General features: G+C 70.6%; 25 protein-coding genes, 1 tRNA gene and 2 pseudogenes. 21 read left to right on the top strand and 7 right to left on the bottom strand.

Annotation, left to right across the window (positions count from 1 at the left end; all coding sequences use genetic code 11):
• Positions 1–227 precede the first annotated feature (227 nt).
• On the bottom strand, positions 228–1,913 hold the full coding sequence (locus tag ACGFNN_RS27715) for a potassium/proton antiporter (RefSeq protein ID WP_393560123.1): 1,686 nt from the start codon (positions 1,911–1,913) through the stop codon (positions 228–230).
• A gap of 217 nt (positions 1,914–2,130) precedes the next feature.
• Here ACGFNN_RS27715 and ACGFNN_RS27710 point away from each other — a divergent pair, with 217 nt between their 5' ends.
• On the top strand, positions 2,131–4,875 hold the full coding sequence (locus ACGFNN_RS27710; RefSeq protein ID WP_393559884.1) for a penicillin acylase family protein: 2,745 nt from the start codon (positions 2,131–2,133) through the stop codon (positions 4,873–4,875).
• Here ACGFNN_RS27710 and ACGFNN_RS27705 read toward each other — a convergent pair.
• Positions 4,862–5,464: a 5-formyltetrahydrofolate cyclo-ligase gene (locus ACGFNN_RS27705; RefSeq protein WP_393560122.1), complete on the bottom strand. Its 603-nt coding sequence runs from the start codon at positions 5,462–5,464 to the stop codon at positions 4,862–4,864. The two genes, ACGFNN_RS27710 and ACGFNN_RS27705, sit on opposite strands and share 14 nt — an antisense overlap.
• A 106-nt stretch (positions 5,465–5,570) precedes the next feature.
• Between ACGFNN_RS27705 and galU the strand changes: the two genes are divergently transcribed.
• The 7 genes from galU (at position 5,571) to ACGFNN_RS27670 (ending at position 11,005) form a co-directional block, all read left to right on the top strand.
• Positions 5,571–6,473, top strand: coding sequence for a UTP--glucose-1-phosphate uridylyltransferase GalU (galU, locus tag ACGFNN_RS27700; RefSeq protein ID WP_385032169.1), 903 nt, complete (start codon positions 5,571–5,573; stop codon positions 6,471–6,473).
• Positions 6,474–6,477: 4 nt separating this feature from the next.
• Positions 6,478–7,788, top strand: a complete 1,311-nt coding sequence (gene glp, locus ACGFNN_RS27695) for a gephyrin-like molybdotransferase Glp (RefSeq protein ID WP_393559882.1) — start codon at positions 6,478–6,480, stop codon at positions 7,786–7,788.
• A 126-nt stretch (positions 7,789–7,914) separates the two neighbouring features.
• Positions 7,915–8,415: a cyclic pyranopterin monophosphate synthase MoaC gene (moaC, locus tag ACGFNN_RS27690; RefSeq protein WP_362540316.1), complete on the top strand. Its 501-nt coding sequence runs from the start codon at positions 7,915–7,917 to the stop codon at positions 8,413–8,415.
• Positions 8,412–8,924 carry a molybdenum cofactor biosynthesis protein B gene (locus ACGFNN_RS27685; protein WP_393559880.1) on the top strand — a complete coding sequence of 171 codons (513 nt, stop codon included), beginning with the start codon at positions 8,412–8,414 and terminating at the stop codon, positions 8,922–8,924. Before moaC ends, ACGFNN_RS27685 begins: the two co-directional genes overlap by 4 nt.
• 17 nt (positions 8,925–8,941) lie before the next feature.
• A complete protein-coding gene (locus ACGFNN_RS27680; protein WP_362667163.1) occupies positions 8,942–9,571 on the top strand; it encodes a GNAT family protein in 630 nt (209 codons plus the stop codon).
• 124 nt (positions 9,572–9,695) lie between these two features.
• Entirely contained in the window at positions 9,696–10,844 is a 1,149-nt protein-coding gene (glpR, locus tag ACGFNN_RS27675) for a gephyrin-like molybdotransferase receptor GlpR (RefSeq protein WP_393559878.1), read from the top strand.
• Between the two features lie 87 nt (positions 10,845–10,931).
• Positions 10,932–11,005: transfer RNA gene (locus tag ACGFNN_RS27670), tRNA-Ala, on the top strand.
• 131 nt (positions 11,006–11,136) lie between these two features.
• Here the strand turns inward: ACGFNN_RS27670 and ACGFNN_RS27665 are convergent.
• Positions 11,137–11,349: a DUF5958 family protein gene (locus ACGFNN_RS27665; protein WP_393559876.1), complete on the bottom strand. Its 213-nt coding sequence runs from the start codon at positions 11,347–11,349 to the stop codon at positions 11,137–11,139.
• 237 nt (positions 11,350–11,586) lie between these two features.
• Here ACGFNN_RS27665 and ACGFNN_RS27660 point away from each other — a divergent pair, with 237 nt between their 5' ends.
• The 4 genes from ACGFNN_RS27660 (at position 11,587) to ACGFNN_RS27645 (ending at position 14,657) form a co-directional block, all read left to right on the top strand.
• Positions 11,587–12,210 (top strand): HAD family hydrolase, encoded by a 624-nt coding sequence (locus ACGFNN_RS27660; RefSeq protein WP_393559874.1) that lies wholly within the window; start codon positions 11,587–11,589, stop codon positions 12,208–12,210.
• 65 nt (positions 12,211–12,275) lie between these two features.
• Entirely contained in the window at positions 12,276–12,977 is a 702-nt protein-coding gene (locus ACGFNN_RS27655) for a carbon-nitrogen hydrolase family protein (RefSeq protein WP_393559872.1), read from the top strand.
• Positions 12,978–12,979: 2 nt separating this feature from the next.
• A complete protein-coding gene (locus ACGFNN_RS27650; protein WP_393559870.1) occupies positions 12,980–13,852 on the top strand; it encodes a hypothetical protein in 873 nt (290 codons plus the stop codon).
• A 193-nt stretch (positions 13,853–14,045) separates the two neighbouring features.
• Complete coding sequence (locus tag ACGFNN_RS27645) at positions 14,046–14,657, top strand: hypothetical protein (protein ID WP_393559868.1); 612 nt, start codon at positions 14,046–14,048, stop codon at positions 14,655–14,657.
• Between the two features lie 83 nt (positions 14,658–14,740).
• Here ACGFNN_RS27645 and ACGFNN_RS27640 read toward each other — a convergent pair whose 3' ends face one another.
• The gene (locus ACGFNN_RS27640; protein WP_393559866.1) at positions 14,741–14,992 is read right to left on the bottom strand and encodes a hypothetical protein; all 252 of its coding nucleotides are present in this window, start codon (positions 14,990–14,992) and stop codon (positions 14,741–14,743) included.
• 289 nt (positions 14,993–15,281) lie between these two features.
• On the opposite strand from ACGFNN_RS27640, the gene ACGFNN_RS27635 reads away from it, so the two are divergent.
• The 4 genes from ACGFNN_RS27635 to ACGFNN_RS27620 all read left to right on the top strand — a co-directional run bounded on the left by ACGFNN_RS27635 (position 15,282) and on the right by ACGFNN_RS27620 (position 18,808).
• Positions 15,282–15,788 (top strand): DinB family protein, encoded by a 507-nt coding sequence (locus tag ACGFNN_RS27635; protein ID WP_393559864.1) that lies wholly within the window; start codon positions 15,282–15,284, stop codon positions 15,786–15,788.
• Between the two features lie 365 nt (positions 15,789–16,153).
• Positions 16,154–17,212, top strand: a complete 1,059-nt coding sequence (locus tag ACGFNN_RS27630) for a MarR family transcriptional regulator (protein ID WP_393559862.1) — start codon at positions 16,154–16,156, stop codon at positions 17,210–17,212.
• A gap of 72 nt (positions 17,213–17,284) precedes the next feature.
• On the top strand, positions 17,285–17,890 hold the full coding sequence (locus tag ACGFNN_RS27625; RefSeq protein ID WP_393559860.1) for an HD domain-containing protein: 606 nt from the start codon (positions 17,285–17,287) through the stop codon (positions 17,888–17,890).
• A gap of 132 nt (positions 17,891–18,022) precedes the next feature.
• Positions 18,023–18,808: an SAM-dependent methyltransferase gene (locus ACGFNN_RS27620; RefSeq protein WP_393559858.1), complete on the top strand. Its 786-nt coding sequence runs from the start codon at positions 18,023–18,025 to the stop codon at positions 18,806–18,808.
• Between the two features lie 3 nt (positions 18,809–18,811).
• Here the strand turns inward: ACGFNN_RS27620 and ACGFNN_RS27615 are convergent, their stop codons facing one another.
• Positions 18,812–19,303 (bottom strand): GNAT family N-acetyltransferase, encoded by a 492-nt coding sequence (locus ACGFNN_RS27615; protein WP_362667132.1) that lies wholly within the window; start codon positions 19,301–19,303, stop codon positions 18,812–18,814.
• A gap of 50 nt (positions 19,304–19,353) precedes the next feature.
• Here ACGFNN_RS27615 and ACGFNN_RS27610 point away from each other — a divergent pair, with 50 nt between their 5' ends.
• A complete protein-coding gene (locus tag ACGFNN_RS27610) occupies positions 19,354–20,169 on the top strand; it encodes an exodeoxyribonuclease III (RefSeq protein ID WP_393559856.1) in 816 nt (271 codons plus the stop codon).
• A gap of 8 nt (positions 20,170–20,177) precedes the next feature.
• Positions 20,178–20,543, top strand: coding sequence for an iron chaperone (locus ACGFNN_RS27605; RefSeq protein WP_393559854.1), 366 nt, complete (start codon positions 20,178–20,180; stop codon positions 20,541–20,543).
• A gap of 99 nt (positions 20,544–20,642) precedes the next feature.
• Here the strand turns inward: ACGFNN_RS27605 and ACGFNN_RS27600 are convergent.
• Together ACGFNN_RS27600 and ACGFNN_RS27595 are read right to left on the bottom strand one after the other, a co-directional pair.
• Positions 20,643–21,038, bottom strand: a pseudogene (locus ACGFNN_RS27600) (GNAT family N-acetyltransferase); the annotation flags it as partial.
• A gap of 195 nt (positions 21,039–21,233) precedes the next feature.
• Positions 21,234–21,854 (bottom strand): annotated as a pseudogene (locus ACGFNN_RS27595) (MerR family transcriptional regulator); the annotation flags it as partial.
• Between the two features lie 170 nt (positions 21,855–22,024).
• Here ACGFNN_RS27595 and ACGFNN_RS27590 point away from each other — a divergent pair.
• From ACGFNN_RS27590 to ACGFNN_RS27580, 3 genes are read left to right on the top strand one after another with little or no spacing between them, the layout of a single operon-like run.
• Positions 22,025–23,551, top strand: coding sequence for a flavin-containing monooxygenase (locus ACGFNN_RS27590; protein ID WP_393559852.1), 1,527 nt, complete (start codon positions 22,025–22,027; stop codon positions 23,549–23,551).
• A complete protein-coding gene (locus ACGFNN_RS27585) occupies positions 23,548–24,510 on the top strand; it encodes an alpha/beta fold hydrolase (RefSeq protein ID WP_393559850.1) in 963 nt (320 codons plus the stop codon). Before ACGFNN_RS27590 ends, ACGFNN_RS27585 begins: the two co-directional genes overlap by 4 nt.
• The gene (locus tag ACGFNN_RS27580) at positions 24,507–25,391 is read left to right on the top strand and encodes an SDR family oxidoreductase (RefSeq protein ID WP_393559848.1); all 885 of its coding nucleotides are present in this window, start codon (positions 24,507–24,509) and stop codon (positions 25,389–25,391) included. The genes ACGFNN_RS27585 and ACGFNN_RS27580 overlap by 4 nt, the downstream gene beginning before the upstream one ends.
• Positions 25,392–25,476: the final 85 nt, after the last annotated feature.

Below are 25,476 nucleotides of genomic sequence, written 5' to 3'. Positions count from 1 at the left end.
TGCCGGGCGCTCGCTCCAGAGGCGAGGGACGCCACGACCGCCATACGGTCGCGCCAGCTCTGCATCAGACAGAGTTGGTCGATCAGGTACGGATCGGGTCCAGATCCATGGGATCGGAACCCGACCAGGTAGGTATTGAACGGATCAGGAGATCCGTTCCTTCATGTTACAGGTCCCGTAACCCGTGCACCTGTGATTCAGCACATCCGATCACCGGCGGGTGGCGGTCAGTGGTGCGCCCGCTCGCTGCCGACGCCGTCCTCGGCGCGGCTTCCGCCTCTCGCGCTGTTCTCGCCTCCCGCGCGGTCCGCGGCCGAGCTCCCGCCGCCAGTCCTCGCGCGGCGCAGGCCGCCCTTGCCCAGCTTCCTGACCGGTCCGCTGAGGAGCTCCGCGGAGGCCGGGCGCCGGCCCTTCCCGGCGGGCCCGCCCGTCCCCAGCCAGCTGGCCAGCTTGCCGCCCTGTCCGACGGCCCGCAGCCGCGCCTCGGCTGCGTCGCGGACCGGGTCGGTCGCGACGACCAGGAGCTCGTCCCCGCGCCTCAGCACGGTCGAGGGGGCGGGGACGAAGCTCTTGCCGTCCCGCACGACGAGGGTGACCGCCGCTCCCGCCGGGAGGCGGAGTTCCGCGACCTCTACGCCGTGCATCCGGGACCTGCCGGGGACCGCCACCGACAGCAGGTGGCCGCGCAGACGCTCCAGCGGCGCCGACTCGATGCCGAGGTCCGCCGCCTCCGACGGGTCCTCGGCGATGTTCAGTGACTTCGCCAGCCAAGGCAGCGTGGGCCCCTGGATCAGCGTGTAGACGACCACGAGGACGAAGACGATGTTGAAGACCCGGGTACTGCCCTCGATCCCGGACACCATGGGGATGGTCGCCAGGATGATGGGGACGGCTCCGCGCAGTCCCGCCCAGGACATCAGGGCCTTCTCCCGGTGCGGCAGCCGGAAGGGCGCCAGGCTGATGAAGACCGACAAGGGCCGCGCGACCGCGGTCAGCACCAGGCCCACAACCATGGCCGGCCAGAAGTCGTCCACGAGGTCGTGCGGGGTGACCAGCAGTCCGAGCAGGACGAACATGCCGATCTGCGCCAGCCAGCCGAGCCCGTCCGCGAAGCCGCGGGTGGCCGGCCAGTGCGGCAGCTTGGAGTTGCCGAGGACCATCGCCGCCAGGTAGACGGCGAGGAACCCGCTGCCGTGGGCGAGGGCGCCGGCGGCGTACGCGGAGACCGCGATGGCCATGACGGCGATCGGGTAGAGGCCGGAGGCGGGCAGCGCCACGTGGCGCAGGCCGAAGGATCCGAGGAAACCGACCGCCAGGCCGATCGCCGCGCCGATCGCGAGCTCCAGCGCTATCTCGCCGACGAGGACGTACCAGTGCTCCACGGGCCCGGCGGCGGAGAACGCCACGACCAGGATCACCACGGGGGCGTCGTTGAAGCCCGACTCGGCCTCCAGGACACCGGTGATCCGGGACGGGAGGGGGACCTTCCGCAGGACGGAGAAGACGGCCGCGGCGTCGGTGGACGACACCACGGCGCCGATGATGAGGGCCTGCCGCCAGTCGAGGCCCACGAGGTAGTGCGCCGCGCTCGCCGTGACACCCACGCTGACGCCCACGCCGACCGTCGACAGCACCGCCGCCGCCGGCAGGGCGGGCCGGACCTCCTTCCACTTCGTGCCCAGACCGCCCTCGGCCAGGATGACGACCAGGGCGGCGTAGCCGATCACCTGGGTCAGCTCGGCGTTGTCGAACTTGACGTCGAAGATGCCGTCCTGCCCCATGACGATCCCGATGCCGAGATACAGGAGCAGGCTGGGGAGCCCGCTGCGGGACGAGATGCGTACGGCCGCAACGGCGACCAGCAGGACGAGCGAGCAGACGAGCAGAAGTTCGTTGAGCGCGTGGACAGTCAGGGTCAGATCCTTCCCTGTGTACGCCGTCCGGAACGTCCTCCGGAGGCCGGTACTTCGTTACCTTACCTAATCTTTAACGCTTTCTTGATGCCTTCGAGTGTTCGTACGAACCGGTGCGCAAATGGATGCATCCCCATACCGCGTCCGAGTGGCTTCGGCGGGGCGCCTATGGTTGCTCCTGCACTCCCAGGACCACCCTGCCCCTCGAAGGACAGCGATGCCCGCCAACACAACCGCCCCTTCCGGGTCTTCCGATGCGAAGAAGCCCGGCAGGAAGAAGGGGCGACGCGCCCGCCTGTTCGTGATCGTCCTGGTGCTGGCGCTTGTCGCGGGTGTCGGATACGGCGCGTACTGGTCCGTCTCCACGGTCCGGGCCTCGTACCCGCAGACCACGGGTTCCCTCGATCTGAAGGGACTCACCGGCGACGTCGACGTGAAACGCGACGACTACGGGATCCCGCAGATCTACGCGGACTCCGACAGCGACCTCTTCCGCGCCCAGGGCTTCGTCCAGGCCCAGGACCGTTTCTGGGAGATGGACGTCCGCCGGCACATGACCGCGGGCCGTCTGTCCGAGATGTTCGGCTCGGGCCAGGTCGCGACCGACTCCTTCCTGCGCACGCTGGGCTGGCGCAAGGTCGCGCAGGAGGAGTACGACACGGTCCTGGACGAGGACACCAAGAAGAACCTCCAGGCCTACGCGGAGGGGGTGAACGCGTATCTGGACGGCAAGGACGGCAAGGACATCTCCGTCGAGTACGCGGCCCTCGGCCTGACCAACGACTACAAGCCCACCAAGTGGACCCCGGTCGACTCGGTGGCCTGGCTCAAGGCGATGGCCTGGGACCTGCGCGGAAACATGCAGGACGAGATCGACCGCTCGCTGATGACCAGCAGGCTCGACTCGAAGCAGATCAAGGATCTGTACCCGGACTACCCGTACGAGAAGAACAGGCCGATCGTCGATGAGGGCGCGGTCTCCCCGGTCACCGGGAAGTTCGACCCGGACGCCGAGCCCTCGGGCACCGTCGGCGCCCAGACCCCTCAAGGTGCGACCGAGGGCGTGAACACCCAGCTCTCCTCGCTCTCGAAGACGCTCGACGAGATTCCCGCGCTGCTCGGCCCCAACGGCGACGGCATCGGGTCGAACTCCTGGGTCGTCTCCGGAGCGCACACCACCACGGGCGAACCGCTGCTGGCCAACGACCCGCACCTGGCGCCCATGCTGCCGTCCCTCTGGTACCAGATGGGGCTGCACTGCCGGCAGGTCTCGGCGTCCTGTCAGTACGACACCGCCGGGTACACCTTCTCCGGGATGCCCGGTGTGATCATCGGTCACAACCAGGACATCGCCTGGGGCTTCACCAACCTCGGCGCCGACGTCACCGACCTCTTCCTGGAGAAGGTCACCGCCGACGGCTACCAGTACGACGGGAAGACCGAGCCCTTCATCACCCGTGAGGAGACCATCAAGGTCGCCGGGGGCAGGGACCGGAAGATCACCGTCCGCGAGACCAACAACGGTCCGCTGGTGTCGGACCGCAGCGGGGAGCTGGAGAAGGTCGGCAAGAAGGCCCCCGTCACCACCTCCGCCCCGGACCGCGGCGACGGGTACGGCGTATCCCTGAAGTGGACCGCGCTGCAGCCCGGAAGGTCGATGGACGCGGTCTTCGAGCTCAACCGGGCCAAGGACTTCACGAGCTTCCGCAAGGCGGCGTCGGACTTCGAGGTGCCCTCGCAGAACCTCATCTACGCGGACACCAAGGGCAACATCGGTTACCAGGCGCCCGGCACCATCCCCGTCCGCAAGAAGGGCGACGGCACCATGCCCAGCCCCGGATGGAGCCCGGAGTACGGCTGGGAGAAGGACCCCATCCCCTTCGACGAACTGCCCTACGAGTACAACCCGGACCGTGGCTACATCGTCACCGCCAACCAGGCGGTCATCGGTGAGGACTACGACCACATGCTCACCAAGGACTGGGGCTACGGCGCGCGCAGCCAGCGGATCAACGACCTGATCCAGAACAAGATCGACGGTGGCGAGAAGATCTCCACCGACGACATGCAGACGATGCAGATGGACAACCAGAGCGCGATCGCCGCGAAGCTGGTGCCGATCCTCAAGAACATCAACATCTCCGACAAGAGTGTCCGCGAGGCGCAGAAGCTGCTGGAAGGGTGGGACTACACCCAGGAGTCCGACTCCGCCGCCGCCGCGTACTTCAACGGCGTCTGGCGCAACATCCTCAAGCTGGCCTTCGGCGACAAGCTCCCCAAGGAGATGCGGGCCGAGGGCGACTGCATCTACGTCGAGCCGGTGGCCGGCACCGGTCCAGTGGACGAGCAGGCCAAGCTCGTACGCGAATGCGGCCAGCGGGCCCCGGACGCGGCGCAGCCCGACGGCGGCGACCGCTGGTACGAGGTGGTCGAGAACATCCTCGACGACCAGGACAACTCCTGGTGGAAGACCCCGGCCAAGGGGCGCGAGGAGGCCATCGACAACCGTGACGAGCTCTTCGCCCGTGCCATGGAGGACGCGCGCTGGGAGCTGACGGCCAAGCTGGGCAAGGACATCAGCACCTGGAGCTGGGGCAGGCTGCACCAGCTGACCCTGCGCAACCAGACGCTCGGCACCGAGGGACCCGGCCTCCTGCAGCGCGCCCTCAACCGTGGTCCCTGGGACCTCGGTGGCGGTGAGGCGGCGGTGGACGCCACCGGCTGGAACGCGGCGGGCGGCTACGAGGTCATCTGGGTGCCGTCGATGCGGATGGTCGTCAACGTCGGTGACTGGGACAAGTCGCGCTGGATCAACCTCACCGGTGCGTCGGGCCACGCGTTCAGCGCCCACTACACCGACCAGACCGACAAATGGGTCAACGGTGAGCTGCTGGACTGGTCCTTCGGGGAGAGCGCCGTGGAGAAGTCCACGGTGGACTCCCTGACACTCAAGAAGCCTTAGGGCCGGACCCGGCGCGGAAGCGCCGGATTCCGGCCGGTGTGACCACGGCATCCACGGGGTGGTCGTGCGGTTCCTCGGGGACCCGCGCGACCACCTCGTCGTCGTACAGCAGGACGACGAGGGCGGGGTGCGCGCCGGCGGCCGTGAGCCGGGCCAGCACCCGGTCGTAGCTGCCCCCGCCGCGCCCCAGCCGCATCCCCCTGCCGTCGACGGCGAGGCCCGGCAGCAGGACCGCGTCCGCTTCGAGGACCGCCTGCGGGCCCAGGCGCGTACCGTCCGGCTCGCGCAGGCCGCGGCCCGCGGGGACGAGGTGTCCGGCGCCCTCGAACTCGGCCCAGTCCAGGTCGTTGTCGTCCATCAGGACCGGCAGCAGGACGCGGACGCCGCGCGCCCGCAGGGCGTCGAGGAGCGCGTGGGTCCCGGGCTCGCGTCCGACCGACACGTAGGCCGCCACGGTCCGGGCGTCCGCGAGCTCCGGCAGACCGGCCGCCGTCGAGGCGAGAACCGTGGCCGAGCCTCCGACGTCCTCCGTGGTGAGGAGGGCGCGCGCGGCCAGCAGCTCGCGTCGCAGTGCCTGCTTTCCGGACATGTCGCGGTTCAACGGCTGCTCGCATCCTTCGTCTATGTGCATGTACATGGACGAAGTTAACCGGACGCTCATCTTCCGCCCATATTCAACGGTTACAGTGCTGCGCATGACTCAGTCGCACCCCAGGATCAGCAAAGCTGTCATCCCAGCTGCCGGCCTCGGCACCCGGTTCCTGCCGGCCACCAAGGCCACTCCCAAAGAGATGCTGCCTGTCGTCGACAAGCCCGCCATCCAGTATGTCGTCGAGGAGGCCGTAGGCGCGGGCCTCTCCGACGTACTGATGATCACCGGCCGGAACAAGCGTCCGCTCGAGGACCACTTCGACCGGAACTACGAACTGGAGTCGGCGCTGACCCGCAAGGGCGATGCCGACCGGCTCTCGAAGGTCCAGGAGTCCAGCGACCTGGCCACCATGCACTACGTGCGCCAGGGCGACCCGCGAGGACTCGGCCACGCCGTCCTGTGCGCCGCACCGCACGTCGGCGACCAGCCGTTCGCCGTGCTCCTCGGGGACGACCTCATCGACCCGCGCGACCCCCTGCTCGCCCGGATGGTCGAGGTCCAGGAGCGCGAGGGCGGCAGCGTCGTCGCGCTGATGGAGGTCGACCCCTCCCAGATCCACATGTACGGCTGCGCCGCCACCGAGGCGACCACCGACAGCGACGTCGTCCGGGTCACCGGACTCGTGGAGAAGCCCGAGACGGGCGAGGCTCCCAGCAACCTCGCCGTGATCGGCCGCTACGTCCTCGACCCGGCCGTCTTCGGCATACTGCGCCGGACCGAGCCCGGACGCGGCGGCGAGATCCAGCTCACCGACGCCCTCCAACTCCTCGCCGAGGACGAGAAGATCGGCGGCCCCGTGCACGGTGTCGTCTTCAAGGGACGCCGCTACGACACCGGTGACCGGGGCGACTATCTGCGCGCCATTGTCAGACTGGCGTGCGAACGTGAAGATCTGGGACCGGACTTCCGGTCCTGGCTCCGCAGTTACGTCAGCGAGGAGTTGTAGGAGTTTGAGCAGCACGATCTGGTCGGTCGACGAGCATCTCGACGACATCCTCTCGGCGGTGAGGCCGCTCGAACCCATCGAGCTGCAACTGCCCGACGCCCAGGGCTGCGTCCTGGTCGAGGACGTCGTGGTCGAGGTCGCCCTGCCGCCCTTCGACAACAGCTCGATGGACGGATACGCCGTCCGGATCGCCGATGTCGAGGGCGCCAGCGAGGAGTTCCCGGCCGTCCTCACCGTCATCGGCGATGTAGCGGCCGGTGACGGCGGTCTGGCCGACGGGCGGGCCGTCGGCCCGGGAGAAGCGGCTCGCATCATGACCGGCGCGCCGCTTCCCGCGGGGGCGGAGGCGGTCGTCCCCGTGGAGTGGACCGACGGCGGCGCGGGCGAGGGCCCCGCGACGACGATGCGGGCCCACAGCGACGCCCCGGAGGGTGCGAGCGGCGAGGTGCGTGTCCACCGGGCCGCCGGGCCCCGCGCCCATGTCCGGGCCAAGGGAAGCGACGTGAAACCCGGTGACCTGGCGCTGCGCGCGGGCTCGATCGTCGGACCTCCGCAGATCGGGCTGCTCGCGGCGATCGGCAGGTCGACGGTGAAGGTGCGGCCCCGGCCGCGTGTCGTCGTCCTGTCCACCGGTAGTGAGCTGGCCCAGCCCGGTGAGGAGCTCACCGCCGGCCGGATCTACGACTCCAACAGCTTCGCGCTGACCGCGGCCGCCCGCGACGCCGGGGCCATCGCCTACCGGGTCCCCGCGGTGGCCGACGACGCGGAGACGCTCCGCGCCACGATCGAGGACCAGTTGATCCGTGCCGACATCGTCGTCACCACGGGCGGCGTGAGTGTCGGCGCGTACGACGTGGTCAAGGAGGCGCTGTCCTCGGTGGGCGACGAGGACGAGGCAGGCGGCGGCGTCGACTTCCGCAAGCTCGCCATGCAGCCGGGCAAGCCCCAGGGGTTCGGTTCGATCGGCCCCGACCACACACCGCTGCTCGCGCTGCCCGGCAACCCGGTCTCCTCGTACGTCTCGTTCGAGTTGTTCGTCCGACCGGCGATCATGACGCTGATGGGTCTGGAGGACGTCCACCGCCCGAAGGTGCGGGCCGCCCTCGACACGGACAAGGCGCTCACCTCGCCCGCCGGGAAGCGTCAGTTCCTGCGCGGCACCTACGACGGGGAGAAGGGCACGGTGACACCCGTCGGGGGTGCCGGATCGCATCTGATCGCCGCTCTCGCCCAGGCCGACGCGCTGATCGTGCTGCCGGAGGACGTCACCTCCGCGGAGCCCGGCGCGGAGACCGAGGTGATCCTCCTCCGCTGACTTCCGCGCGGTGGCGGTACGGTATCTGGCGCTGTGCCTTACCGGGGGAAGCCCCCCGGCCCCCCGCCCCGCACGCGTGTGCGCGGACGGGTGGGCAACCGGCGCCCTACCGCTAGGCGGAGTGAGTTGAGTACGCAGAACAGGCTGACCCACATCGACGAGGCGGGTGCGGCCCGCATGGTCGACGTGTCGGAGAAGGACGTCACGACCCGTGTCGCCCGGGCGAGCGGACGGGTCCTCGTCTCGCCGCGTGTCATCGAACTCCTCAGGGGCGAGGGCGTCCCCAAGGGAGACGCCCTCGCGACCGCGCGCATCGCGGGGATCATGGGGGCCAAGCGCACCCCCGACCTGATCCCGCTCTGCCACCCTCTCGCCGTCTCGGGGGTCAAGGTCGACCTGAGCGTCGCCGACGAGGCGGTCGAGATCCTGGCCACCGTGAAGACGACGGACCGGACGGGGGTCGAGATGGAGGCACTCACCGCCGTGTCGGTGGCCGCGCTCACGGTGATCGACATGGTCAAGGCGGTCGACAAGAGCGCTGTCATCACGGATGTGCGGGTGGAGGCCAAGTCGGGCGGGAAGTCCGGCGACTACCGACGACCCGGACCGGAGGGGACGGACGCATGAGCACCCCCGGCAGCGGCGCCCACCGCGCTCTCGTGGTGACCGCGTCCAACCGTGCCTCCGCCGGTGTGTACGCCGACAAGGGCGGACCTCTCATCGCGGAAGGCCTCACCGGTCTCGGTTTCACCGTCGAGGGTCCGCAGGTCGTGCCGGACGGGGACCCGGTCGAGGCGGCCCTGCGGGCCGGGGTGGAGGCCGGCTACGACGTGATCGTCACCACCGGCGGCACCGGCATCTCACCCACCGACCGCACGCCTGAGGCCACCCGGCGGGTCCTGGACCGCGAGATCCCGGGCATCGCCGAGGCGATCCGGGCAGAGGGCCGGGACAAGGTACCCACCGCCGCGCTCTCCCGAGGGCTCGCCGGTGTCGCGGGCGGCACCCTGATCGTCAACCTGCCCGGTTCGACCGGCGGCGTCCGCGACGGGCTCGCGGTGCTCGGCAGGCTTCTGGTGCACGCCGTCGACCAGCTTCGCGGTGGCGACCACCCCCGACCCGGGAGCCCGAGCTGAACGTCCGGACCTGGCCGGTGATCCTGACCGACGGCGCCGTCACCCTCCGCCCGATAAAGCTCCGGGACCAGAGCGTGTGGCGTGAGGTCAACCGGCGTAACCGGGACTGGCTGCGCCCCTGGGAGGCGACGGTCCCGCCGCCCGCGCCGGGCGGTCCGGTGGCTCACCGCCCCACCTACCGGCAGATGATCCGTCACCTGCGCGCCGAGGCCAACGCGGGCCGGATGCTGCCCTTCGCCATCGAGTACGAGGGGCGCCTCGTCGGTCAGTTGACGGTGGCGGGCATCACCTGGGGCTCGATGTGCTCAGGACACGTCGGGTACTGGGTCGACCGGAGCGTGGCGGGCCGCGGGGTCATGCCGACCGCGGTCGCGCTCGCCGTCGACCACTGTTTCGGCACGGTCGGACTGCACCGGATCGAGGTGTGCATTCGGCCGGAGAACACCCCCAGCCGCCGCGTCGTGGAGAAACTCGGATTCCGTGCCGAAGGGCTGAGGCCGCGTTATCTGCACATCGACGGCGCGTGGCGGGACCACCTGATCTTCGCCCTCACCGCGGAAGAGGTACCCGACGGCCTGCTGCGGCGTTGGCGCAGGGTGCGGCCGGGTAGGCCGGACACCCCGAGCGCGCCCGGGGAAATAAGATAAGTGTTCGAATTTGATCGTGAACTGAAGGCAATCGACCTGACTTTCGTCGGCGAGTGACCCGAAGAATCACAAAAAAAGTCCGTCATATGAGCGGGAACGTGCGACACACCGGGCCAATTGGCGGATGCTGCCGTGCAAACCCCTCTACGGTGTGAGAGTGAGCAGCAGCGGCCTCATCTACGCAGTCATCGTCGGTGCCTGGGCCGCCTACTTGGTGCCGATGTGGCTCCGCAGGCAGGACGAGCTCAACGAGGCCCGTCCGACGGAACGCTTCAGCACCGCCATCCGGCTGCTGTCCGGACGGGCGGCGATGGAGCGTCGATACGCCAGGGAGCTGCAGGAGCGGGATGCCGAGGAGGCGCCTGGCGACGTGGACCCGGATGCCGTCACGGACCGATTGGAGTCCGTCGACGTCCGGGCCTTTTCCGCGCCCCCGGCCCGTACGGAAGCGCGGTTGCGCGACCCGGCGTCCTCCGGGCCCGGACCGGATCGCCCGAGTGAGCGGCCGGCCCGTCCGGCGTCCGGCCGGCGCGAGGCGGGACGCCTCTCCGGGGCCGAGGCCGAGCGTGAGCGCCGGCGGCGCTCACAGGTCCTGGCCCGCCGGAGGCGTACCACCACGGTCCTCTTCCTCGCGTTCACCCTGGGTGCGGTCGTCGCGGCGGTGGGCGGACTCCGCTTCCTGTGGGCCCCGGCTGTTCCGGCCGTACTGCTGAGCGCGTACATCGTGCATCTGCGTGGCCAGGAGCGCCGACGTTTCGTCTTCACGATGGACCGGCGCCGGGCGGAGGCGGCCGCGCAGCGGCTCCGTGAGAACCGCCCGCGCCGGCACCAGTCCACGTCCTCGGCGGCAGCCGAGCCCGACGAGGAGCCCGAAGCGCCCGCGCCCGTCCCGACGGTCTCCCCGCAGGAGGCCGGGCGCCGCGCGCTCGTCGAGCAGACGGACCACGCGGAGTGGGTCGACCAGCAGCGTGAGCGCGGCCCCGCCCAGGGTGACAGCTGGGAGCCCGTTCCTGTCCCGCTGCCGACCTATGTCACCGCCCCCGTCGCCCCGCGCGCCACGGGCGGGGTGGAGGTCGGCGACCCGGAGACCTGGAGCGCGGCCCGCTCCAGCCCGGTGGAGCCCAGCCGTGACTCCCAGGACGCGGCCGCACCGGACGCCGAACCGGCTCCGCGACGCCGCTCCAACCCGGCCAGGCGCACCCGGGACCGCGGCCGGACCCCCCTCTTCGACCAGTACGACGGCGACGAACGGCCGCGCGCGGCCAACGAGTGAGCTCGCTCGCGGAGCCGACTCGGTGACCTGCCGGGATACGGATTTCCGAGCACCCCGATCGGGGTGCTAGAGTTTCACACGTCGCAAGGGCCTGTGGCGCAGTCTGGTAGCGCACCTCGTTCGCATCGAGGGGGTCTGGGGTTCAAATCCCCACAGGTCCACAGACGACAGTTCGCGAGTAGCTCTCGTGGACGTCACAAGATCCCGTTCCGCCGGAAGGCGGAACGGGATCTTGGCGTTTCGGGGTGTGGCCCGGGTGAGTGGGCGTTCTGGTGCCCCGTGCTCCGAATCCTCAGGCGCGCGGTGCAGGCTCGTCAGGCGCGGACAGTCTGTGCCACCAGTGACCGCAGCCGTCGGAGCAGAAGAGCTCACGGCGTCGCGCGTCGGCAACCGCGAGCACCGCGATCAGCAGTGGCCAGGGACCCACGGTTGTGAAGCAGTACGCCTCGGCGATGTCCGGGAAGTCGTTCTCGAACCACGTGTAGTCCGCTGCTGTCCTCGTCACGACGCCCATTCTCGCCCTCGGGTCCGACAGTCGCGGTGGCGCGTCCGGTGGCGTCCGGTTGCCCGAGCAGCGACGGGAGTTGCTGGTGGAGGGCGTGCCGCCGTCCGTCGAGGCCGGGTGACACGATGACCCCGGGCGGTGGCCGCAGTGCCGGTCCGCTGCCGCTGAGGCGGATCCGGGCACCGTGGTCGGGCCGTCGGCCGGGCATGACCCGGCGGCAGAACAGGGGGAGTTCGCATGAACACGGCTTGCGTCGTTCTCGACATCGGCGGCGTGCTGGAGATCACGCCGGAGACCGGGTGGGTGCGGCGATGGGAGGAGCGGCTGCGGCTGTCGCCGGGCACCGTGAACGAGCGCATGGGCGACGTCTGGCGCGCCGGAAGCCTCGGGAAGATCGACGAGCGCGACGTGCGGTGGGAGGCGATGTCCCGGCTGGGGATCGAAGGGGATCAGCTCGAAGCCTTCATGGCCGATCTCTGGGCGGAGTATCTGGGGACGCCCAACCAGGAGCTCATCGACTTCGTACAAGGGCTGCGGGGGCGGTGCCGGCTGGGAATCCTGAGCAACAGCTTTGCCGGGGCCCGCGAGCAGGAGGCCGCGCGCTACCGGTTCGACGAACTGGTGGAGCAGATCGTCTACTCCCACGAGATCGGCATCGAGAAGCCCGATCCTCGGGCCTTCGAAGCGGTGTGCGCCGCCCTGGAGGTGGAACCGGGGAGCTGTCTCTTCGTGGACGACGCCGCTGCCAACGTCGAGGCCGCCCGGGCATTCGGTATGCAGGCGCATCTGTTCGAGGACAACCCCGGGACGATCGCGCGCATCACGGCCCACGTGGACGCCGATCGCGTACCGGGCCGCTGACAGGACCGCTACAGGACCGCTGCTGGGGACCGGATAATCTGCCCGTGATCCGAGGAGGAGCAAGGGTGGGGCAGCTTCTAAGTGTCGCGGTGGCGCAGCCGCGGTGTGTCGCTCACGACGTCGTACGCAATGTGGAGGCACACGCCGAGGCCGTGCGGGCGGCGGACGCGCGGGTGGTGGTGTTCCCGGAGATGTCGCTGACGGGCTACGAGCTGGACGCTGAGGTCATCGCGCCGGACGACGAACGGCTGGCACCGCTCGTCGCCGCATGCGCGGAGACCGGGGCGCTCGCCCTGGCGGGAGCTCCCGTGCCCGGCCCCGGGATCGGTGTGCTGGCCGTGGACGGGGACGGAGCGCGGGCCGTCTACAGCAAGGTCTGTCTGTACGGCGGCGAGGCGGACCGGTTCGTGCCCGGCGAGCCCACAGTGATCGAGGTGGACGGCTGGCGGTTGGGGCTCGCCGTCTGCCGTGACACCGGAATCCCCGAGCACGCCGCGAAGACGGCCGCACTGGGCATCGACGGCTACGTGGCCGGGGTCGTCCACGCCGGTCACGAGGCCGAGGTGCACGGCGAGCGTGCTCGCCGGGTGGCCGCCGACCACGGGGTGTGGGCGGCCACGGCCGCCTTCGCGGGGCCGACCGGCGGTGGCTTCGAGCGGACGTCCGGCCGCTCCGGCATCTGGTCCGCCGAGGGCGAGCTGATCGCCGAGGCGGGCACCGCTCCCGACGACGTGGCGCGGGCGGTCTTCGGCCGGGACCCGCGCTGACGGTGGGCACCGGGGCGCCTGGGCTCCCGGACGCGGCGCCCTTCCGCATCCCCGCGGAGTTCGTCCGGTACGCCGCGGCGCTGCGGCCCGCGGAGGTCGCACGCGGATACGTGGACGGTTTCCTGAGCGCGGAGGACGCCGTACGCCTCGCCTTTCTGCGGCGGTGCGATCTCCGTGAGCGCGCGGGCGACTTCGAGCTCCTGGCGGGGCTGGATCCGTCCGCGCCGGAGCTCGGGCCGCTGTGCCACCGGTTGTCGCGAGGGCAGGCCGACGCCGGGAGGGTCTGGGCCCACCTGGCGCTCAGCTGGGCCCTTTCGCGTCCCGGGGAGTGCCGCGAGAGTCTGCTCACGGCACTTGGCGAGGAGGCGGGCGGGGGTACGCCACGTATGTCCTGTGAGGGGGATGGACCCGGTCCGCGGCGGATCGCGTCGGGGCGGAACGAGTTCCTGGTGGCCCGGGCCGCCTCGGGCGAGGGCATGAACTGGCGCAGTTCATCGGCCCTGATGGGCACGGACCGGCCCGAGGAGGTCGACGCGGCGTTCGACCGGGGTGAGGACCTGGTCGGGGTCGCCGTGATCGGTCTGGCGCTGAACCATCCGGACGCTGCCGCGATCCTGCCCCGGGTGGCGAGGGCCCTGGAGTCGGCCGACCCGGCGCTGCGCGCTCAGAGTCGCGTGGCGCTGGCCCATGTCGCCCGGCTGCACGGCACCGTCGACCGCCGCTGCCTGGAGCTCCTGAGGTCCCATCCACGGGGCAACGAGGCCGACGACGACCTGTGGGGCTACGTTCCGCGCCGCAGACTGCCCTGGTGGCTGTGGCGTCACCAGATCCGTGAGCGGCTCGCATGGCAGTTGCGCGACCGGTGGCGCGGGTGAGGACCTGCCGGGCCGGAGTCCACGCGCATGGCCGGAGCACCTGCGGGAACCATGGGTCCCCGTGGACGCGTGTCCGTTCCTGCCCACGTGCCGACGGCCTGCGGTGCCCGTGCAGTTGTCGGGCCGCGGTTCGCACGCGGCCCTGAGGAACTGCACCTTCGCACGCCCGCCGTCACCTCCGACGAGGACATCGATGCACACGACCATCAGCCCGTTCACCCTCACCTACCGCACGGAGAAGCAGCCGCACGGCCGTACGCGATGCGGCTGGGAGGGCGTCGCGGGTGAGCTCGGCGACATCAGGGTGGTGTACCCGGCGGGCAGCGGCATGGCGAACGTCCTGGTGACCGAGGTGAGCGGCGGGCTGATCCCGACCGCCACCTTCGAGACGCGCGGGGTGCACACCGAGGTCGCCTCGATGCCGACCCTGAACCGTTCCACGCTCCGGCTGGGCGACGCGCCGGTGAGGATGGAACGCAACCGCTGGGCACCCGGCCACCGGGGCCGGGGCCTGCGCATGACGTACCAGGGCGACTCGTACCGGCTCACGGCGTTCAACCGGAGGACGTACGAACTGGTCCGGCTGCGCGATTCCGAGGACCCGGGCGTCGGCATCGTCGTGAGCGAGTCGGGCCGGGGGAGCAGGCGGAAGGTGACCGTACGGGCGACCGGGAGGGTGCTGCCCGCCGATGTGTCACTCGCCGTCGTCTTCACCTGCGTCGACCGCTCCGTGCTGACCCGGCGAGGGGCCGTGCGCGCGGGCATCTCAAGGATCTTCGGCTTCTGGGCCGAGTGGCAGTACTGAGCTCCGCCTGTCGACCTGTGGGTGAACGGCTCCACACCGGCACGGTGGCCGGAGGAGGCTCAGCGTGATGAAGAGAATCGACGTCATTCCGCCTGCGCGCGGGGCGGGTGCGGCGTAGCGCCCGGTCGGGACTGCTTGCTCCCGCTCTCCTGGACGAGGAGCGACACCACGAGACAGGCGAAGAAGGCCGAGGCGAGAAGGGCCCAGCCGCCGGGGCTCTCGGGGAACACCAGGAAAGCGGAGATCAGAACGGCGACCACGGAGAAGGACGCGACGAACTGGGCGTACCGCCTCACGGCGGTTCGCTGCTCGGAGTGCCGTTCGAGACGGGACATGGGCTGATCCTTTCCGGAAGGTCCGATTCCCCGGGGCCGGGGTGACGGCCTGTCGGAGGGCGCGGAACTGCGGCTGGGAGCTGTCCACGCCGACGTGCGCGTACGCATTCGCGGGCGAGGTGCGTGAGAAGTTGCCCCAGTGGTCATGGAGTTGCGGGTGCCCCGTGGCGCTCGGATAAACGAGTTCGGCGAGATGTTTCTGCTTCCGCTCGCGGGAAGAGCCACCTGGTGCCGCCCCCGGGGATAAATGCCTCGACACCTGCCTCGGTGATCGGGGACGCTTCGCCGGATGACCAGAATCGATGACATCCCGCCCGCGTGGGACGAGCGCACCCAGCTCACCACGTTCCTCGACTACGCACGTGACACCGCCCGCGCCAAATGTGAGGGCGTCTCGGCGGAGAACGCGTGCAAGTCACTTCTGCCCGGATCGCCGCTGATGACCATGAGCGGTCTGATCAACCACCTCCGCTGGGTCGAGTACCACTGGTTCCAGGTGGTCTTCCTCGGCGAGGAGGACCGGGGTCCCTGGACCGACGAGGACCCCGACCGCGAGATGCGTATCGCGGTGGACTTCCCGCTGGCCCAGCTGCTCGACGAATACGCGGAACAGAGCGCGCGGTACCGCGAACTGGTCGCCGGGAACGACCTCGACAAGCAGGCCGTACGAGCTCGCCGCAGCGGCTCCCACGTCGACCTGCGCTGGATCCTCCTGCACCTCACGGAGGAAACGGCACGCCACAACGGCCATCTGGACATCCTGCGCGAGATGCTCGACGGCACGACCGGGGACTGAGGGCTTCCGGTGCTCGGAGCCCTAACCTCGGAGCCCGAATCTCGGGACTCGGGCTCCGGGATGGCTGGTTCGCTCTTTCGGGGGATGCCGGGAGGGCTCCGGCTCGGCGCTTGAGCTTCGGGATCCGGGGGCGGGATTCGGGGGCCGAGGTTCGAGCGGTGTTGTTCATCCGGGTGGGAAAGAAGGGTTTGGGAAGAACCTTTCCTCTCTCCCCACCCCGTCACGGCCAGCAAGTATGACTAATCGTGACAAACTTGCGGCGCAGAGTGGCGACTGCTTACGGTGCCCACAACGAAGCGACCCCGACGCGGTGTTAGGCGCACCGGCCGGGGTCTCACCCCAAGATCCGAGAAAAGGTCGGTCCCGTGGCTGTTCAGCACCTTAGCTCCGCCCCGAGTGCCCCCGCATCTCCCCGCGCCGAGGCTTCCCGGCCCTACCGCCAGGCCCCGAGCGGCTACGGCAAGCGGTCCGCACCGGATCAACGCCCCGCCTCCTCAGTTGACTTCGCGTGTCTTCCGGCGCGGGAGCGCTATGTCGCCGGGTACGTCGACCATCTGCCCGAGGGTGCCGCGATGGACATCAAGTCCCTGGCCAAGGACCTCCCGTTGTACGGCCAGATGGCGATCGGCTCCGCGCTCCGGGCGCTCGCCGTGGCGGGGCATCTGCGGCATGTGCACTGCCGGGTGGAAAGCCTCGGGCAGAGCCGATGGGTCACCCTCACCTACTGGTCCCGCACCGCTCGCGACAACGAGTGGTGGTCGCTCCAGCTCGCGTCGGGCGGGAGTTCCGTCTCCGCCGGTGCCGACGCCACCGACAGCACGGGCGCAACGGTTGCTCCGGAGGTTCCCCGGCAGCGGGTCCCGGAGCAGTCGTCCGCCCCTGACTCCGGGGCCGTAGCCGGTCTCGCCTCCTCGGCCTCCGCCACCGCCCCGGCTGAGGCCGGCCGCACGGCCGAGCCCGAGCGGTCGCCCGCCTATCTCGCTCTGGCCGGGCTGGGGCTGGTCGATTCGCGGCTGACCCTGTCCGCCAAGGACTGCGAGGTGCTGGAGGGCCTGGCCGCCGCCTGGTTCGAGTGCGGGGTGGACGCCGACCACCTCACCCGGGCACTCACGGCCGGGCTGCCCGCACAGGTCGGATCGCCCGTCGGGCACGTCCGGCGCAGGCTGACCGACAAGCTTCCGGCGCGGTTGCCTCGTCCGGCGGTTGCCGCACCGGACGCACCCGTGCGCGCCGTGCTGGTCGAATGCGCCGGCTGCGGGCGTCCGGGCCCGCCCGAGGCGCTGCCCGACGGCCTGTGCCGCGCTTGCCGTCAGGCAGCGGCCGAAGCCGTCGAGCAGCCGGCCGGGCAGGGCGAACCGCCGTGTGCCGACCGGGACATCGAGACTCACATGCGGACGCTCCGGGAGGGGCTAGGGCTGCCCTGAGTGCGCCAGCCGTGCGGCCGACGACCGCTAAGTTGCTTGTGGCTGAAGGATGTTCGAGCGGAGGGGCGGGCGATGACGACCGAGGTTGCCGGGGTTCGGGTGCCGGTGGGGCGTGCTGCGGAGGCGGCGCTGCTGGTCTGTGAGGAGTACGCCGACGAGGCGCTCCTTCACCATTCGCTGCGGTCGTACTTCTTCGGTGCTGCCTGGGCCGAGGCGCGCGGGCTCGAATTCGACCGTGAGCTGTTCTTCGTCTCGGCGCTCCTTCACGACCTGGCTCTTGTCCCGCCCTTCGACAGTCACACGCTCCCGTTCGAGGAGGCCGGCGGTCACCTCGCCCGGGTCTTCACGGCCGGTCTCGGCTGGCCGGTCGAGCGGCGGGACAGGGCGGCCGAGCTGATCGTGCTCCACATGCGGGACGACGTCGCGCCGGAAGTGGATGTGGAGAGCCGGCTGCTGCAGGTGGGGACGAGTGCGGACGTGTCCGGTTCGGGGCTGGACGCCTTCGATCCGTCCTTCACGGAGGCGCTCGTCCGGGCCTACCCCCGGCTGGGCTTCGCCAAGTCCTTCGTGAGCCTCTTCCAGGACCAGGCGGAGCGCAAGCCGGGTTGCGCGGCAGCGCAGTTGGTGGCGGGGGAGTGGGTGGGGCGGACCGTCTCCAGTCCTCTGGACCGGATCTGACGGGTGGCACTGATCGGCGTGACCAGCCGGTAACCTGGGCCGTCCTCGCTCACCCGCCCTGCCGGTGACCGCTGTCGGGGTCCACGCCGGTGCGTGCGGGGTGTGTTCCACGGTTTCGTACGGAGGGCGCCTGTGACTGCCGGAATACCCGACTCCTCGGTCGACACGAGCAAGCCGCACCCGGCGCGGGTCTACGACTGGCTGCTGGGCGGCAAGGACAACTACCCGGTCGACCAGGAGGTCGCGGAGAAGCTTCCGGCCGAGGCGCGGGCCAACGCGGCGCGGAACCGGGCCTTCATGCACCGGGCCTCCGCCTGGCTGGCGCGGCAGGGCGTCGACCAGTTCCTGGACATCGGGACGGGCATCCCGACGGCTCCCAACCTCCACCAGATCGTCCAGTCCGTCGACCCGGGCGCCCGCGTCGTCTACGCGGACAACGACCCCATCGTCCTGCGTCACGCGGAAGCGCTGCTGGTCAGCAGTCCCGAGGGTGCGACCGACTACATCCACGCGGATGTACGGCACCCGGAGGCGATCCTCGAACGCGCCGCCGGGGTCATCGACTTCACCCGTCCCGTCGCGCTGTCCCTCATCGCGCTGATGCACTTCCTGCCCGACGACCAGGACCCGTACGGACTCACCAGGCGGCTGGTCGGGGCGCTGCCCGCGGGGAGCTACCTGGTCCTCTCGCACGGGACCGCCGATCAGCACCCGGAGTTGAAGCAGGAGACGGAGTCGGCCTACAGGAAGGGTGCGATCTCGCTCCGCATGCGTACGCGCGAGGAGGTCGAGCCGTTCTTCGCCGGGCTGGAACTCGTCGAGCCGGGACTGGTCACCGCGCCCGAGTGGTACCAGGAGGAGCCGGCGCCGGTCTATGAGCGGAGCGGGTTCTACGTGGGCGTGGCACGGGTTCCGTAGGGTTCAGGCAGCCGGCCCGGTCAGCGGCTTGGCCATGCAGATGCTGCTGTCGTACGTGCGGTAGTGGCCGAACTTCGAGCAGGGCGTGTAGCCGCTCGACGTGTACAGGGCGATGGCCTCGGGCTGCTGGTCGCCGGTCTCCAGGACCATGCGGGTGCGTCCGGCGGCGAGGGCGTCCGCCTCCAGGGCGGCGAGGATGCGACGGGCGAGGCCGTTCCCCCGGGCCTCGGCGGTCACGAACATCCGCTTGATCTCGGCGTCGCCGTCGGAGTAGCCCTCCTCGTTCTCCTCCTGGCTGCGCCAGCCGCCGGTGGCCACCGGGCGGTCCTGCGCGTCGTAGGCGAGCAGGTAGAGGCCGCGCGGCGGGTCGAACATGGTGGCGTCGAGCGGTGTGACATCGCCCCCGTCGCCGTAGCGCTCGGCGTATTCGAGCTGCACCAGGTCGTTGAGTTTGACGGCGTCAGGGTGGTCGAAGGGCCGAGGCTGGATATTCATTCCAGCGATGGTACAGGTATGCACTAGGCGCTTGTAGGTATCGTACCGGGATGCTGACTGTTACCTCCGTAAACGTGAACGGGATCCGCGCCGCCGCGAAGAAGGGCTTCGTCGAGTGGCTCGGGCGGACCGAGGCCGATGTGATCTGCCTCCAGGAGGTCCGGGCGGAGGTGCAGCAGATCCCCGAGGAACTGCGTGAGCCCGCCGGTTGGCACGCCGTGTACGCCCCGGCGGCGGCCAAGGGGCGCGCGGGGGTGGCCGTCTACACGCGCCGGGAGCCGGAGCGTGTGCAGATCGGCTTCGGTGCGTTCGATGTGCCGGGATGTGAGGAATTCGACACCTCGGGGCGCTATGTCGAGATCGATCTGCCCGGCGTGACGGTCGCCAGCCTCTACCTTCCCTCCGGTGAGGTCGGAACCGAGAAGCAGGAGGAGAAGGAGCGCTTCATGGCCGCCTTCCTCCCTTACCTCGTGAGCCTGAAGGCACGGGCCGCCGCCGACGGCCGTGAGGTCGTCGTGTGCGGCGACTGGAACATCGCCCACCAGGAGGCCGACCTCAAGAACTGGAAGTCCAACAAGAAGAACTCCGGCTTCCTCCCCGAGGAGCGGGCCTGGCTGACGCGGGTCTTCGACGAGGCGGAGTACGTGGACGTGGTCCGCGCCCAGCATCCGGAGCAGGAGGGCCCGTACTCCTGGTGGTCCTACCGGGGCCGCGCCTTCGACAACGACGCGGGCTGGCGGATCGACTACCAGGTGGCGACGCCCGGACTCGCCGCCCGCGCGGTCAAGGCCCATGTGGAGCGGGCCGCCACGCACGGCGAGCGGTGGAGCGACCACGCGCCGGTCACCGTCACCTACGAGCGCTGACCTCCGTCGTGGTGCGCAGCGAGGCGGGCGACGTCGACGGTTACCTGGCCGAGGTGGCCGAGGAGCGCCGGTCCGTGCTGACCAGGATGCGGAACCTGTGCCGGGAGGAGCTGACGGGCTTCGAGGAGCGCATGGCGTACGGGATGCCCGCCTACGAGCGGAACGGCGCCTGCGAGATCGCGTTCGCGAGCCAGAAGCAGTACATCTCCTTCTATCTCATGCGTGCCGACGTCCGCGAGGCGTTCGAGGAGCGGCTCGCGGGCCAGGACATGGGGAAGGGCTGCCTGCGGTTCCGGAAGCCGGAGAGCGTCGACCTGGAGCTGGTGCGGGATCTGCTCAGGGCCACGGCGGCGCTGCCGGGCACACCCTGCTGATCCAGGGCCTCTCGTTCGGATCCTGCCGGGCCCGGGCTTCCGGTGCCTGATCCGGCATGATCCGAACGAAGGTCCTGGCCCGGGCCTGCGAGGTCCAGGTCAGGGCTGCCGCAGGTCCAGCATCTGGAAGACCTTGTCGTAGCGGCGTTCGCCGACGGCGACGAAGCCGGGCAGGCGGCCGTACTCGGTGAAGCCCAGGGACTCGTAGAGCCGCAGGGCGCCGGCGTTGTCGCCCCGGGCGTCCAGGGTGAGGACCTCGACGCCCGCCTCCCGGGCGTCGGCGATCAGGGCGCGGGCCAGCGCGCGGCCGGTGCCCAGGCCGTGGGCGGCGGCGTCCACCGCGAGTTTCTCCAGGTCGGCGTGGGGCCGGTGGGTCGGGCGGCCGTAGCGCGTCCAGTAGCCGAGACCCACCAGGCGGCCGCCGGAGTAGGCGGCCCGCAGGGCGGCGTCCCCGTCCCGTGCGGCAGCGATGACGTGGTCGAGGAGGGCGGCCACCTCGTCCGGTGACGGGGGTTCGGTCCAGCCGAGCGCGGCGCCCGAGGCGACCAGGTCGGCGAGGATGCGGTGGGCCGACCCGGCGAACCCGTTCCGCAGCTCGGTGTCGGCCGCGAGTTCGCCGGCGTCGAGGATGTCCACGGGGGTGACCGGCCGGGGCCCGGCGCTCCCGGTCCACGTCGTCCCGTCGTGCGGGCCGCCGTCCTCGCGCAGCCGCCGGTCCAGGGACATCGAGAGTTCCGCGTCGACCACCGCATGGGCCAGTGCCCGCAGTTGGTCCGGGTCGGAGTGCGCCGCGTGGGTGCGCAGGACCCTGACGAAGAGGTCGGCCAGGGCGTCGGCGTGGGCACGGACCTGTCGGCCGGAGGAGAGCACCGCGCCGAGCGGGACCCCGGCCCGCACCAGCTCGGAGGAGGCATCCAGGAGGCGGCGGCTGATGTGGACGATCTCGTCGCCGTCGATGCCGAGGTAGCCCAGTTCCATGGAGGCGGCGAGGTTCTCCGCCGTGGCCTCGTCCTTGAAGTAGTCGGCCAGCTGCTCGGGTGTGAGCCGTACCGGGGTCTCCTCGGTCGGCTCGCCCAGGCCGAGCACCTCGGCGACGTCCCGGCCGCTGTCGAAGGTGGCGGCGAGATCGGCGATGCCGTTGAGGGTGTGGCCCCGCTCCAGCAGGCCGGTGATGGTGCGCAGCCGGGCCAGGTGGTGGTCGTCGTACCAGGCGATACGGCCCTCGCGGCGGGGTGGCTGGATCAGTCCGCGCTCCCGGTAGAAGCGCAGGGTGCGCACGGTGATGCCGGCCTCCCTGGCCAGCTCCTCCATGCGGTATTCGCGGTGCTCGTCTCCTTCGGCCACGCCCGCCACCCTATGTTGTACCGCCGGTAACTTTCCTTGCCCGGACCCCTACCCATCGGTACGGAGCTGCTCTACCCTCCCAACCATGCCAGTGATTGCTGGCAGAGTCGTGTCACGTACCGCGGGGAGGCGGCAGCATGGCCCAGCACGAGCACGTACGAGTGGCGGTGATCGGATCCGGATTCGGGGGCCTCGGAGCCGCGGTCCGGCTCCGCCGAGAGGGAATCACCGACTTCGTGGTCCTGGAGCGGGCCGGATCCGTCGGCGGAACCTGGCGCGACAACAGTTATCCGGGCTGCGCCTGCGACGTGCCGTCCCACCTGTACTCGTTCTCCTTCGCGCCCAACCCCGACTGGCCGCGCACCTTCTCCGGGCAGCAGCACATACGGGCCTACCTGGAGCACGTGGCGGACACCTTCGGGCTGCGCCCGCACATCAGGCTGAACCACGAAGTCACCGTCATGCGCTGGGACAACGACGAGCTGCACTGGGTGATCGAGACGGAGAACGGGGCGACCGTCACCGCCGACGCGGTCGTCTCCGCGACCGGTCCGCTCTCCGACCCCAAGCTGCCGGACATCCCCGGGCTCGCCGATTTCACCGGCAAGGTCTTCCACTCCGCGCAGTGGGACCACGACTACGACCTCAGTGGCAAGCGGGTCGCCGTGATCGGCACCGGCGCCTCCGCGATCCAGATCGTGCCCGAGATCCAGCCGAAGGCAGGCAGGCTCACGCTCTTCCAGCGGACCCCGCCCTGGGTGATGCCGCGCATGGACCGCGCCATCAGCGGCGCCGAGAAGTGGCTGCACCGCACGCTGCCCTTCACCGCCACCGCGCGCCGCGGGCTGCTGTGGGGGATCCGCGAACTGCAGGTGGGCGCCTTCACCAAGCACCCCAACCAGCTGGGGCTCGTCGAGTCGATAGCCAAGTCGAACATGGCGCGGGCCATCAAGGACCCCGCGCTGCGGGCCAAGCTGACCCCCTCGTACCGCATCGGCTGCAAGCGCATCCTGCTCTCCAACGCCTACTACCCGGCGCTCGCCCGTCCCAACGTCGACGTGATCGACTCCGGGCTCTCCGAGGTGCGGGGGTCCACCCTGGTCGGCTCGGACGGCAGCGAGACCGAGGCCGACGTGATCATCCTCGGCACCGGATTCCATGTGACGGACATGCCGATCGCCACCCGGGTCGTCGGGGCGCAGGGCATCACCCTCGCGGAGTCCTGGAAGGACGAGATGCAGGCGCTGCGCGGGGCGACCGCGGCAGGCTTCCCCAACTGGATGACGATCATCGGGCCCAACACGGGGCTCGGGAACTCCTCGATGATCCTCATGATCGAGTCGCAGCTGAACTACATGGCCGACTACATGCGCCAGCTCGACGTCCTGGGCGGACGCGTCGCCCTGGACGCCCGGCCCTCCGCCGTCGGGGCCTGGAACCGCCGGGTGCAGGACCGCATGAAGCGGACCGTCTGGAACACCGGCGGCTGCACCAGCTGGTACCTCGACGCCAACGGCCGCAACACCACCGTCTGGCCCGGTACGACCGCCGAGTTCCGCCGGGCCACCCGCTCGGTCGACCTCGCCGAGTACGAGGTCGTCCGTTCCCCCGCATCCACCCGGACCGCGGCGCGGGCCGCCGCGACAGAGGAGGCAGCACGATGAGCCGGCTCACCACCACGGGCGCCCAGGCGGCGCCCGTCCCCGTCCGTGAACTCGACGTCGTCTCCGCCGACGGTGAGCGCGTCCACGTAGAGGTGCACGGACCGGAGGGAGCCCCCGCCGTCGTCCTCGCGCACGGCTGGACCTGCAACACCCGCTTCTGGGACGCCCAGATCCGTGACCTGTCCGCCGACCACCGGGTCATCGCCTACGACCAGCGCGGGCACGGCCGTTCGCCGGCCGCGGGCCCCGACGGTTACAGCACCCGGGCGCTGGCCGACGACCTCGAGGCGGTCCTGAAGGCCACCCTGGAACCCGGGCAGAAGGCCGTGCTCGCCGGGCACTCCATGGGCGGCATGACGATCATGGCGGCCGCCGGACGCGACGCCGTACGGGAACACGGCGCCGCCGTACTGCTGTGCAGCACCGGCAGCTCCCGGCTGACCGCCGAGTCCCTGGTCATCCCGCTGCGCGCCGGTGCGCTCCGTACGAGGATGACGGCGGCCGTGCTCGCCGCGCGGGCGCCGCTCGGCCCTGTCAACGCCGTGTCCAGGGTGATCCTCAAGTACGTGACGATGGGCCGTGGTTCGGCACCCGAGAGGGTCGACACCTGTGCCAGGATCGTCCATGCGTGTCCGCGCGGGGCCCGGGTGGCCTGGGGGCGCGTGCTGGCGGAGCTCGACCTCGAGGCCGGGGTCCGGGAGCTGCGGCTGCCGACCGCGGTGATCGCGGGAACCGAGGACCGGCTGACGCCGCCCGTGCACGCGCGGGCCATCGAGGAGTCGCTGCCGAACGGCCTCGGGCTGACCGTGCTCGCGGGCATGGGCCACATGACGCCCGTCGAGGCGCCCGAAGTGGTCACGGAGAAGCTCCGCGAACTGGTGGCCGCTTACGTCACTGTGGAAGGTGCCGCGGTCGACGGCGGTGCGGCGGCGGTCGTGGGCGAGGAGGAGGTCGCATGAGCGGCAGCAGGAGTCTCGAAGGACAGGTCGTCGTCGTCACGGGCGCGGCGCGCGGAGTGGGTGAACTGCTGGCCCGCAAGCTGTCGGCGCGGGGAGCGACCCTGGCGCTGGTCGGTCTGGAGCCGGACGAGCTGAAGAAGGTCTCGGAGCGGCTTCACTCCACCAGCGACCACTGGTACGCGGACGTCACCGACCACGAGGCGATGAGCCGCGTCGCCCAGGAGGTCAAGGCGCGGTTCGGGAAGGTGGACATCGTCGTCGCCAACGCGGGCGTCGCCACCGGCGGGCCGCTCGTCGACTCCGACCCCGAGGCGTGGCGGCGGGTCATCGAGGTGAACCTGATCGGTGGCGCGGTGACGGCACGGGCGTTCCTGCCGGTACTCATCGAGAGCCGCGGCTACTTCCTCCAGATAGCGTCGCTGGCCGCCATCACCCCCGCGCCGATGATGAGCGCGTACTGCGCCTCCAAGTCGGGGGTGGAGGCCTTCGCCCACTGCCTGCGCGGCGAGGTCGGTCACCGGGGGGTGAAGGTCGGCGTCGGCTACCTCTCCTGGACCGACACGGACATGGTCCGCGGTGCCGACGAGGACGACGTCATGCGGGAGTTGAGGCAGCGGCTGCCCTGGCCCACGAACCGCACCTACCCGCTGGGGCCCGCGGTGGACCGGATCGTGGCCGGGATCGAACGGCGCTCCGCGCATGTCTACGCCCAGTGGTGGCTGCGCGGGATGCAGTCCGTCCGGGGGTACCTGCCGATGGTCATCGGGACGATCGGGCAGCGCGAGATGAAGCGGTTCGGAGCCCGTCTCGACGGCGTGAGCAAGGGGCTGGTGGGCGCGGGCGGCGAGGCCGACAGGGCGGCGCGTACGCAGCGTAAGTGATCGAAATGCGGCGAATGTCCGGGTGTGTAAGTCTGAGCGAGGTCCCACCGGGGACCAACCCCACGCACCCACATAGGAGTGAACA

Source organism: Streptomyces sp. NPDC048590, assembly GCF_043199535.1.
Lineage (GTDB): Bacteria > Actinomycetota > Actinomycetes > Streptomycetales > Streptomycetaceae > Streptomyces.
This window is presented reverse-complemented; position numbering and strand designations above follow the sequence as displayed.

Coding starts and splice junctions, on each gene's coding strand:
- ACGFNN_RS27710 (WP_393559884.1), top strand. CDS start 2,131: ATGCCCGCCAACACAACCGCCCCTTCCGGGTCTTCCGATGCGAAGAAG.
- ACGFNN_RS27705 (WP_393560122.1), bottom strand. CDS start 5,464: ATGTCCGGAAAGCAGGCACTGCGACGCGAGCTGCTGGCCGCGCGCGCC.
- galU (WP_385032169.1), top strand. CDS start 5,571: ATGACTCAGTCGCACCCCAGGATCAGCAAAGCTGTCATCCCAGCTGCC.
- ACGFNN_RS27685 (WP_393559880.1), top strand. CDS start 8,412: ATGAGCACCCCCGGCAGCGGCGCCCACCGCGCTCTCGTGGTGACCGCG.
- glpR (WP_393559878.1), top strand. CDS start 9,696: ATGCTGCCGTGCAAACCCCTCTACGGTGTGAGAGTGAGCAGCAGCGGC.
- ACGFNN_RS27660 (WP_393559874.1), top strand. CDS start 11,587: ATGAACACGGCTTGCGTCGTTCTCGACATCGGCGGCGTGCTGGAGATC.
- ACGFNN_RS27645 (WP_393559868.1), top strand. CDS start 14,046: ATGCACACGACCATCAGCCCGTTCACCCTCACCTACCGCACGGAGAAG.
- ACGFNN_RS27640 (WP_393559866.1), bottom strand. CDS start 14,992: ATGTCCCGTCTCGAACGGCACTCCGAGCAGCGAACCGCCGTGAGGCGG.
- ACGFNN_RS27635 (WP_393559864.1), top strand. CDS start 15,282: ATGACCAGAATCGATGACATCCCGCCCGCGTGGGACGAGCGCACCCAG.
- ACGFNN_RS27625 (WP_393559860.1), top strand. CDS start 17,285: ATGACGACCGAGGTTGCCGGGGTTCGGGTGCCGGTGGGGCGTGCTGCG.
- ACGFNN_RS27615 (WP_362667132.1), bottom strand. CDS start 19,303: ATGAATATCCAGCCTCGGCCCTTCGACCACCCTGACGCCGTCAAACTC.
- ACGFNN_RS27610 (WP_393559856.1), top strand. CDS start 19,354: ATGCTGACTGTTACCTCCGTAAACGTGAACGGGATCCGCGCCGCCGCG.
- ACGFNN_RS27590 (WP_393559852.1), top strand. CDS start 22,025: ATGGCCCAGCACGAGCACGTACGAGTGGCGGTGATCGGATCCGGATTC.
- ACGFNN_RS27585 (WP_393559850.1), top strand. CDS start 23,548: ATGAGCCGGCTCACCACCACGGGCGCCCAGGCGGCGCCCGTCCCCGTC.
- ACGFNN_RS27580 (WP_393559848.1), top strand. CDS start 24,507: ATGAGCGGCAGCAGGAGTCTCGAAGGACAGGTCGTCGTCGTCACGGGC.